Consider the following 8,258-nt stretch of genomic DNA (forward strand, 5'->3'; position numbering starts at 1 on the left):
AGTCCACCGCTTCCGGCTCGTCCGCCGGGCTTTCGACCACCGGGGCGCCGCGCTCGCGTTCCTCGCCCTCGATCTCGAAGGCCAGCTTCGAGTCCTGGACGACGACCTTGACGTGGCCGCCCTTGATCAGCTTGCCGAACAGGATCTCGTCGGCGAGCGGCTTCTTGATGTGCTCCTGGATGACCCGGGCCAGCGGCCGGGCGCCGTAGAGCTCGTCGAAGCCGTTCTTGGCCAGCCAGTCGGCCGCCTCGTCCGAGGTCTCGATGGTGACGTGCCGGTCCGCCAACTGGGCTTCCAGCTGCATGACGAACTTCTGCACCACCTGGCGGATGATCTCGGGGGTCAGCGACCGGAACTGGACGATGGCGTCCAGGCGGTTGCGGAACTCCGGCGTGAACAGCCGCTTCAGCGCCTCGTCGACCTCGTCGTCCTGCTTGCCGCGGCCGAAGCCGATGGCGTTCTTCTGGGCGTCGGACGCGCCGGCGTTGGTGGTCATGATCAGGACCACGTTGCGGAAGTCGATCTTCTTGCCGTTCGAGTCCGTCAGCTGCCCGTGGTCCATGACCTGGAGCAGGATGTTGAACACGTCCGGGTGCGCCTTCTCGATCTCGTCCAGCAGCACCACCGAGTGCGGATGCTGGTCGACAGCGTCGGTCAGCAGGCCGCCCTGGTCGAAGCCCACGTAGCCCGGAGGCGCGCCGATCAGGCGGCTCACCGTGTGGCGCTCCATGTACTCGGACATGTCGAACCGCAGAAGCTCGATGCCGAGGGTGGAAGCCAGCTGGCGCGCCGTCTCGGTCTTGCCGGTGCCGGTGGGGCCCGAGAACAGGTAGCACCCGATCGGCTTGTTGGCGTCGCGCAGACCCGCTCGCGCCATCTTCATGGCCGCCGAGAGGCTCTCGATCGCGTCGTCCTGGCCGTAGACCGCGCGCTTGAGGTCGGTCTCGAGCTGCTTCAGGGCCTCGGTGTCGGACTTGGACACCGACTTCGGCGGGATGCGGGCGATCTTGGCGACGACGCTTTCGACCTCCTTCAGGCCGATGATCTTCTTCCGCTTGCCCTCGGGCAGCAGCATCTGCGAGGCGCCGGCCTCGTCGATGATGTCGATCGCCTTGTCCGGCAGCTTGCGGTCGTTGATGTACTTGGCCGACAGCTCGACCGCCGCCTTGATGGCGTCGTTCGTGTACCGGAGCTTGTGGAACTCCTCGTAGTAGGTCTTCAGGCCCTTGAGGATCTTGATGGTGTCCTCAATCGTGGGCTCGTTGACGTCGATCTTTTGGAAGCGCCGGACGAGCGCCCGGTCCTTCTCGAAGTGCTGGCGGAACTCCTTGTAGGTGGTCGAGCCCATGCAGCGCAGGGTGCCCGACGCCAGCGCCGGCTTCAGCAGGTTGGAGGCGTCCATGGCCCCGCCGCTGGTCGCGCCGGCGCCGATCACCGTGTGGATCTCGTCGATGAACAGGATCGCGTCGGGGTGGTTCTCCAGCTCCTTGACGACCTGCTTCACGCGCTCTTCGAAGTCGCCGCGGTAGCGGGTGCCGGCCAGCAGCGCGCCCATGTCGAGCGAGAAGATGGTCGACTTCGACAGGACCTCGGGGACCTGCTTGTTGACGATCTTGCGGGCCAGGCCCTCGGCGATGGCCGTCTTGCCGACGCCGGGGTCGCCGACCAGCAGCGGGTTGTTCTTCGTCCGGCGGCAGAGGATCTGGATGCAGCGCTCCACCTCGGCCATCCGCCCGATGAGCGGATCGACTTTCCCCTGCTTGGCCTTCTCGTTGAGGTTGATGCAGTAGGCCTCGAGCGCCTCGCCGCCGGTCTTCACCTGCGGCTTGTCCTCGTCCTCGGCGCCCTTGACCGGTTTCGCCTCAGACGCGCCGGCCTTCTTGGCGATGCCGTGGGCGATGTAGTTGACCGCGTCGTAGCGGGTCATGTCCTGCTCTTGCAGGAAGTAGGCGGCGTGGCTCTCGCGCTCGCTGAAGATGGCGACCAGCACGTTCGCGCCGGTCACTTCCTCGCGACCCGAGGACTGCACGTGGATCACGGCGCGCTGGATCACGCGCTGGAAGCCCGCCGTGGGCTTCGCGTCTTCCCCGTCGTCGACGACAAGGGAGCGCAGTTCGTTGTCCACGTAGTTGGTGAGGGTGGTGCGCAGCGCTCCGAGTTCGACGTCGCACGCCCGCATCACGCCGGCGGCGTCCTCGTCATCGATCAGGCTGAGGAGCAGATGCTCCAGCGTCGCGTACTCATGTTTGCGCTGGTTCGCATAAGCGACCGCGCGGTGCAGGGATTCTTCAAGTTGGCGAGAAAATGAAGGCAAGCGCCTCTAGTCCTTCTCCATGGTGCACTGCAGCGGGTGTTGGTGCCGCCGCGCCGTATCAACAACCTGGGCCACTTTTGTTTCCGCCACTTCGTACGTGTAGACCCCGCAAACGCCCACGCCATGCTGATGGACGTGTAGCATTATGCGAGTCGCATCTTCGCGCGATTTATTGAAGAACTGTTCAAGTACGTAGACGACGAATTCCATTGGCGTGTAGTCGTCGTTGAGCAGAAGAACCCGGTACATGGACGGCTTCTGCGTCTTCGGCTTGGTCTGGGTGATGACCGTCGAGCGAACGCCGGTGTCAGCACCGCCTTCCTTTCGTTCGCTCATGTGCCTCGTCTCCTGCAGTCGCCGTGTTCGTCCGACCTATGGATTAGATATGGAAGATAGCGCCATTTGGAAGGGATGATTCACGTCGACTGTCCTCCACTCTACCCAGGTCCGATTACCGCTCGGCTAAGACAACGCTAACCATGAGGCGCCCGTTTCGTGGGCGCGGTCCCTCACAGGAAGTACGCGGGACAGGCGTTGCGGATGCGGCGCGGTTGGCCGCCGGCGGGCTCGAATCGCGGCGATAAGGCGCAGCCGCAACCGTTCGTCCGGCTGGGGCGGTGAGCCCGTTCCGTGCTGCGTTTCGCCTTCTAGTCGTCGTCGTCCCCCTTTCGCGCGCGCAGGATGCGGCCGGAGGTGACCGCGTCGGCGCCGAATTTCGCCCGGATGACGTCGATCGAGCGCTCGCTGGCCAGGCGCCGGCGCTCGTCGCCAGCGAAGAAGTCGGCGCCGGCCAGCTCGGCGTCGATCAGGTCGGCGATGCCGATGCCGATCAGTCGCCAGGGCCGCCCGCCGGCCTCCTTGGCGAGCAACTCGCGGCCGACCTTGAAGAGGGTGTGCGCTGTTTGCGTGGCGACCGGCAGCGTCCGCCGGCGAGTGACGATCTTGAAGTCGGAGGTGCGCAGCTTCAGCGTCACCACCCGGCCGGCGACCTCGCCCGAACGGGCCTGGCGCGCGACCCGCTCGCAGAGTGGGGCCAGCTTGTCCTCGAGGTCGGAGAGGCGGGTCAGGTCCTCGTTGAAGGTGGTCTCGCAGCTGATCCCCTTGCGCGCCTCGTTCGGGTTCACGGCGCGGGCGTCGCGGCCGTGGCTGAGGTCGTGCAGGCGCAGGCCACCGGCGCCCCAGCGCTCGGCGAGCGCCTTGACGTCCATGCGTGCGATGTCGCCGACGGTGCGCAGGCCGGCCTTCTCCAGCGAGGCGACCATGGCCGGGCCGACGCCGGGCAGGATCCGCACCGGCTTCGGCGCCAGGAACGCCTGCGCCTCGTGGCCGATCACCGAGAAGCCGCGCGGCTTGTCGAGGTCGGAGGCCACCTTGGCCAGGAACTTGTTCACCGCCAGGCCGATGGAGACGGTCAGCCCCGTCTCGGCCTCGATGCGCGCCTGCAGCTTGGCGAGCGTGACGGCGGGCGGCGCGCCGTGCAGGCGTTCGGTGCCCGACAGGTCCATCCACGCTTCGTCCAGGCTGAGGTTCTGCACCAGCGGCGTCAGGTCGGCGACCATGCCCAGGATGCGCTTCGACTCGGCCCGGTACTTGTTGAAGTCGGGCCGGATCACGACGGCCTCGGGGCACGCCTTCAGCGCCTTGAACATCGGCATGGCCGAGCGGACGCCCGAGATGCGGGCGATGTAGCAGCAGGTGGTGACGACGCCGCGTTTCCCGCCCCCGACGATGACGGGCACGTCCCGCAGGTCCGGCCGGTCCCGCTTCTCCACCGAGGCGTAGAAGGCGTCGCAGTCCATGTGTGCGATGGCGAGCTGGCCCAGCTCTGGATGGGCGACGATCCGCGGCGAGGCGCACGACGGGCAGCGGCGGACCGGCTCACCGCTCGTCCAGAAGCAATCGCGGCAGAAGGCCTTCATTCGAGCGGCCATAGCCAGGCGGCCCCGCGGACGCCCGAGGAGTCGCCGTGCAGCGCCTTGCGGACGGGCGTCTCGAAGACGTCGGAGAACACGTGCGGGGCGATCGCGGCCGGGAGCCGCTCGTAGAGGACGTCGAGGTTCGACATGCCGCCGCCCAGGACAATGACGTCGGGGTCGAGGACGTCGGCGATGACCGCCAGGCTGCGCCCGAGCCGGTCGATGTAGCGCTCGAGCGCGGGGTCGCCCGGGTCGGCCGCCTCGGCGGGCTTGCCGGCGTCACGGGCGAAGCCGGTTCCGCTCAGCCACAGCTCCAGGCAGTTCTTGCGACCGCACCAGCAGTCGAGCCCGGGCAGCTCCTCCGGCCGCGGCCAGGGCAGGGGTGTGTGGCCCCACTCGCCGGCGACGAGGTTGCGGCCCGCCACCAGTCGGCCATCCACCGCGATCCCGCCGCCGCAGCCGGTGCCGATGATCACGGCGAACACTACGCCCTCGCCGGCCGCCGCGCCGTCGCGGGCTTCCGACAGCGCCAGGCAGTTGGCGTCGTTGGCGTAGCGGACGTCGCGACCCAGCACGCGTTCGAGGTCGGTGGGAAATGGCCGATCGTTGAGGATCGTGGAGTTGGAGTTGCGCATCAGCCCCGTGGCTGGCGAGGGCGAGCCGGGCCCGCCCACGCCCACGCGCGTGACCGCGACGCCCGCCTGGCGCTCGGCCTCGCCCACGACCTCGCGGGTCGCCTCCAGCCGCTCTTCATAGGCCGGCGGGGTGGGGCGGCGCACGCGGGCCTGGAAGCGGCCTTCCGGATCGAGCGCCGCCGCCTCGATCTTGGTGCCGCCGAAGTCCACGCCGATGCGGATCATCCGGAGTACATACCTGATTTGTTCCAGGCCGCCGATGGCGTAACACGCGATGCTTGCGTGTGACCTTGTTGGAATTTACATCGTACACTAACGTTGGGGAAACCGCTGGCGAGACCGGCGCCAGGGAGCCCGACGCCATGACCGCCTCCGCCCCCACCGAGACCGCGGCCACCGCCAACAAGCCGGCCGCAGGCGCCAAGCTCGGCCTCTCGACCAAGCTGTTCTATGGCTTCGGCACGGTGGCGTTCGGAGTGAAGGACCAGGGGTTCTCGTCGCTCCTGCTGATCTTCTACAACCAGGTGGTCGGCCTCCCAGCAGCGACGGTCGGCGCAGCGATCATGGTCGCCCTGATCGTGGATTCCATCCTGGACCCGATCCTGGGCCAGGTGTCGGACAACTGGCGCTCGCGCTGGGGCCGGCGGCACCCGTTCATGTACGCCGCGGCGATCCCGGCGGCGCTGTCGTACATCCTGCTCTGGAACCCACCGCAGGGGCCGCCCGGCCTGCAGTTCGCGTATCTGGTGGTGGTGGCCGTGGTGATCCGCAGCTTCATCACGATGTACGAGATCCCGTCGTCGGCCTTGGCCCCGGAGCTCACGCAGGACTACCACGAGCGCACCCGCGTCTTCGCCTTCCGCCAGTTCTTCGGCTGGTTCGGTGGGGTGGGGATGACGATCCTGGCGCTGCAGGTCTTCCTGCGGCCGTCGGCGGAGTATCCGACAGGTCAGCTCAATCCGGCCGGCTACCACGGCTATGCGCTTTGCGCGGCGGCGGTGATGCTGACGGCGATCCTCGTCTCGGCGATCGGCACCCACCGCCACATCCCCAAGCTGCGTGTGCCGCCCAAGCGCAAGGTCAGCCTGCCGCAGGTCTTCCGCGAAATGGCGGCGACCCTGGCCCACCCCTCGTTCCTGATGCTGATCGTGGCCGGTCTGTTCAATGCCATGGCCCAGGGGCTGGTGCTGTCGCTGACCCTCTATCTCGGCACCTATTTCTGGCAGCTCTCTTCGGGGCAGATCGCGGCCCTGGCCGCCTCGAACTTCCTCTCGGCGATCTTGGCCCTGATGTTCGCGCCGCCCGCCTCGAAGACGCTCGGCAAGCGCAACGCCGCGCGGCTGATGAAGGCGCTGTCCATCGCCTTCGCCGTCACGCCGATCTCGCTGCGGCTGTTCGGCGTGTTCCCGGGAAACGGCGACCCGCTGCTTGTGCCGCTGCTGTTCGTGGCCGGCGCACTCTCGACGGCGACCACCATCATCACGTCCATCATGATCTCCTCGATGATGGCGGACGTGGTGGAGAGCTCCGAGCTGCGCACGGGTCGCCGGTCGGAAGGCCTGTTCTTCTCGGTCAGCGCCTTCGTCGCCAAGGTGGTGTCGGGTGTCGGGATCTTCATCTCCAGCGCGATCCTGGCGCTGGTCGCCTTCCCGCGCGGGGCCAGGCCCGGGCAGGTCGCGCGCGAGGTGGTCGACAACCTGGGCCTCGCCTATGTGATTATGGTGGCCGCGCTCTACGGCGGCGCGATCGTGGCCATCTCGTTCTACCGGATCACCAAGGCCGAGCACGAGGCGGCAGTGAGCGAGCTGGCCGAGCGCGCTAAGGCCTGACCGCCGCCTCGATCGCGTCGCCGAGCTCGGCCCAGTCGTCGATGCGCGGGTGGCGCTCGGAGCGGGGCGCATAGGGGCGCAGGCGCAAGTCGGCCACGTGCTGGAACGTCGCCGTCCGGGGCGAGTGGTCGGCCACCGAGTCGAGGTTGGGCAGGAGGTCGTCGACGAAGGCCGTGCGGTGCCGCGTCTGCGCCACCAGCCCCGCGGCGATCGGCCCCTTCGGCCCGGAGTTGAGGATCAGCGGGTGCGGCAGGCCATGCTGGCGCAGCCACGCGGTGCGCAGGCGTTCGGCTTCGGCCGGGGCGTTGGAGAGGATCAGGATCTCGGCCGACTTCGCCAGCCGGTTCAGGGCGTCGATCGCCCCTGGCGCCGGCTCGATCTCGTGGCAGTGGCCGCCGAAGAAGGCTTCGTACAGCTTGCGGCCTGCCTCGATCTCCAGGTGCTCGGTCGCGCCCGGCCGATAGATGTTCTGGAAGAGGGCGAACCGATCGATTCGCATTTCCAGCCCTTCGCCGGCCAGGAAGTCCCCAAAACCCTGCATGAACAGACCCAACACCTCGTCCACGTCGACGAGCACGAGCGGCCGGGCGGTCGAAAGACCGAGGGTTTCAAGGCGGGGAACGATGAGTTCGGGACGATCGGCCACGGTTGATCCAAGACGGGATAACGAAGTTTAAGGATGTTGGGGCCGATAAGCACGCCAGGGTGGGGCGAGCCGATTTCGGCCGCGTTCCAAGCAGCGCCGGGTCCTGAATGGCCAAGAAAGTCCTCATCGTCGAGGATAACGAGCTGAACATGAAGCTCTTTCATGATCTGCTCGAAGCCCAGGGGTACGAGACCCTCGAGACCCGTGAAGGGCTCGCGGCGCTGTCGCTTGCGCGCGAGCATCGGCCCGACCTGATCCTGATGGACATCCAGCTGCCGGAGATCTCGGGCCTCGAGGTCACCAAGTGGCTGAAGGAAGACGACGATCTGGCCCACATCCCCGTGGTCGCCGTGACCGCCTTCGCGATGAAGGGCGACGAGGAGCGGATCCGTGAGGGCGGCTGCGAGGCCTACATCTCCAAGCCGATCTCGGTCACCCACTTCCTCGAAACCATCCGGCGGCTGCTGAACTAGCCATGTCCGCGCGTATCCTCGTAGTCGACGACATCGAATCGAACGTGCGGCTCCTCGAGGCCAAGCTCACGGCCGAGTACTACGAGGTGCTGACCGCGAACGACGGCCCGACTGCGTTGGCCATGGCCGCCGCGGAGCGTCCCGACATCGTGCTGCTCGACGTGATGATGCCTGGCATGGACGGCTTCTCCGTCTGCCGCCGGTTGAAGGACGATCCGCTGACCCGGCATATACCGGTGGTGCTGGTGACCGCGCTGGACGGCCGCGCCGACCGCGTCGCGGGCCTGGAGGCAGGCGCCGACGACTTCCTGACCAAGCCCATCGACGACGTCATGCTGTTCGCCCGCGTGCGCAGCCTGACGCGCCTGAAGGCGGTGATCGACGAACTGCGCGACCGCGAGGCTTCCGGCCGCCGCATGGGCGTGATCGCCGGCGCGGCGTCGCG

General features: G+C 67.6%; 8 protein-coding genes. 3 read left to right on the plus strand and 5 right to left on the minus strand.

Annotation, left to right across the window (positions count from 1 at the left end; all coding sequences use genetic code 11):
* The 4 genes from clpA to VGD44_RS09935 form a co-directional block, all read right to left on the minus strand.
* Positions 1 to 2,314 (minus strand): ATP-dependent Clp protease ATP-binding subunit ClpA (gene clpA / locus VGD44_RS09920; RefSeq protein ID WP_331086435.1); only part of this gene is annotated, 2,314 nt, incomplete at its 3' end.
* Positions 2,315 to 2,320: 6 nt separating this feature from the next.
* A complete protein-coding gene (gene clpS, locus VGD44_RS09925; protein WP_293353272.1) occupies positions 2,321 to 2,650 on the minus strand; it encodes an ATP-dependent Clp protease adapter ClpS in 330 nt (109 codons plus the stop codon).
* Positions 2,651 to 2,961: 311 nt separating this feature from the next.
* Positions 2,962 to 4,233, minus strand: coding sequence for a DNA polymerase IV (locus tag VGD44_RS09930; protein ID WP_331086439.1), 1,272 nt, complete (start codon positions 4,231 to 4,233; stop codon positions 2,962 to 2,964).
* Positions 4,230 to 5,090, minus strand: a complete 861-nt coding sequence (locus VGD44_RS09935; RefSeq protein WP_331086441.1) for an ROK family protein — start codon at positions 5,088 to 5,090, stop codon at positions 4,230 to 4,232. Before VGD44_RS09935 ends, VGD44_RS09930 begins: the two co-directional genes overlap by 4 nt.
* 137 nt (positions 5,091 to 5,227) lie before the next feature.
* Here VGD44_RS09935 and VGD44_RS09940 point away from each other — a divergent pair, with 137 nt between their 5' ends.
* Positions 5,228 to 6,694 carry an MFS transporter gene (locus tag VGD44_RS09940; protein WP_331086443.1) on the plus strand — a complete coding sequence of 489 codons (1,467 nt, stop codon included), beginning with the start codon at positions 5,228 to 5,230 and terminating at the stop codon, positions 6,692 to 6,694.
* Here the strand turns inward: VGD44_RS09940 and VGD44_RS09945 are convergent.
* Positions 6,684 to 7,340 carry a hypothetical protein gene (locus VGD44_RS09945; RefSeq protein ID WP_331086445.1) on the minus strand — a complete coding sequence of 219 codons (657 nt, stop codon included), beginning with the start codon at positions 7,338 to 7,340 and terminating at the stop codon, positions 6,684 to 6,686. The two genes, VGD44_RS09940 and VGD44_RS09945, sit on opposite strands and share 11 nt — an antisense overlap.
* Positions 7,341 to 7,447: 107 nt before the next feature.
* Between VGD44_RS09945 and VGD44_RS09950 the strand changes: the two genes are divergently transcribed.
* The gene (locus VGD44_RS09950) at positions 7,448 to 7,813 is read left to right on the plus strand and encodes a response regulator (RefSeq protein WP_293364348.1); all 366 of its coding nucleotides are present in this window, start codon (positions 7,448 to 7,450) and stop codon (positions 7,811 to 7,813) included.
* A 2-nt stretch (positions 7,814 to 7,815) separates the two neighbouring features.
* Positions 7,816 to 8,258, plus strand: a 443-nt coding sequence (locus VGD44_RS09955; RefSeq protein ID WP_331086452.1) for a response regulator, incomplete at its 3' end; no start/stop codon positions are given.

The sequence above is a fragment of the Phenylobacterium sp. genome (assembly GCF_036402295.1).
Lineage (GTDB): Bacteria > Pseudomonadota > Alphaproteobacteria > Caulobacterales > Caulobacteraceae > Phenylobacterium.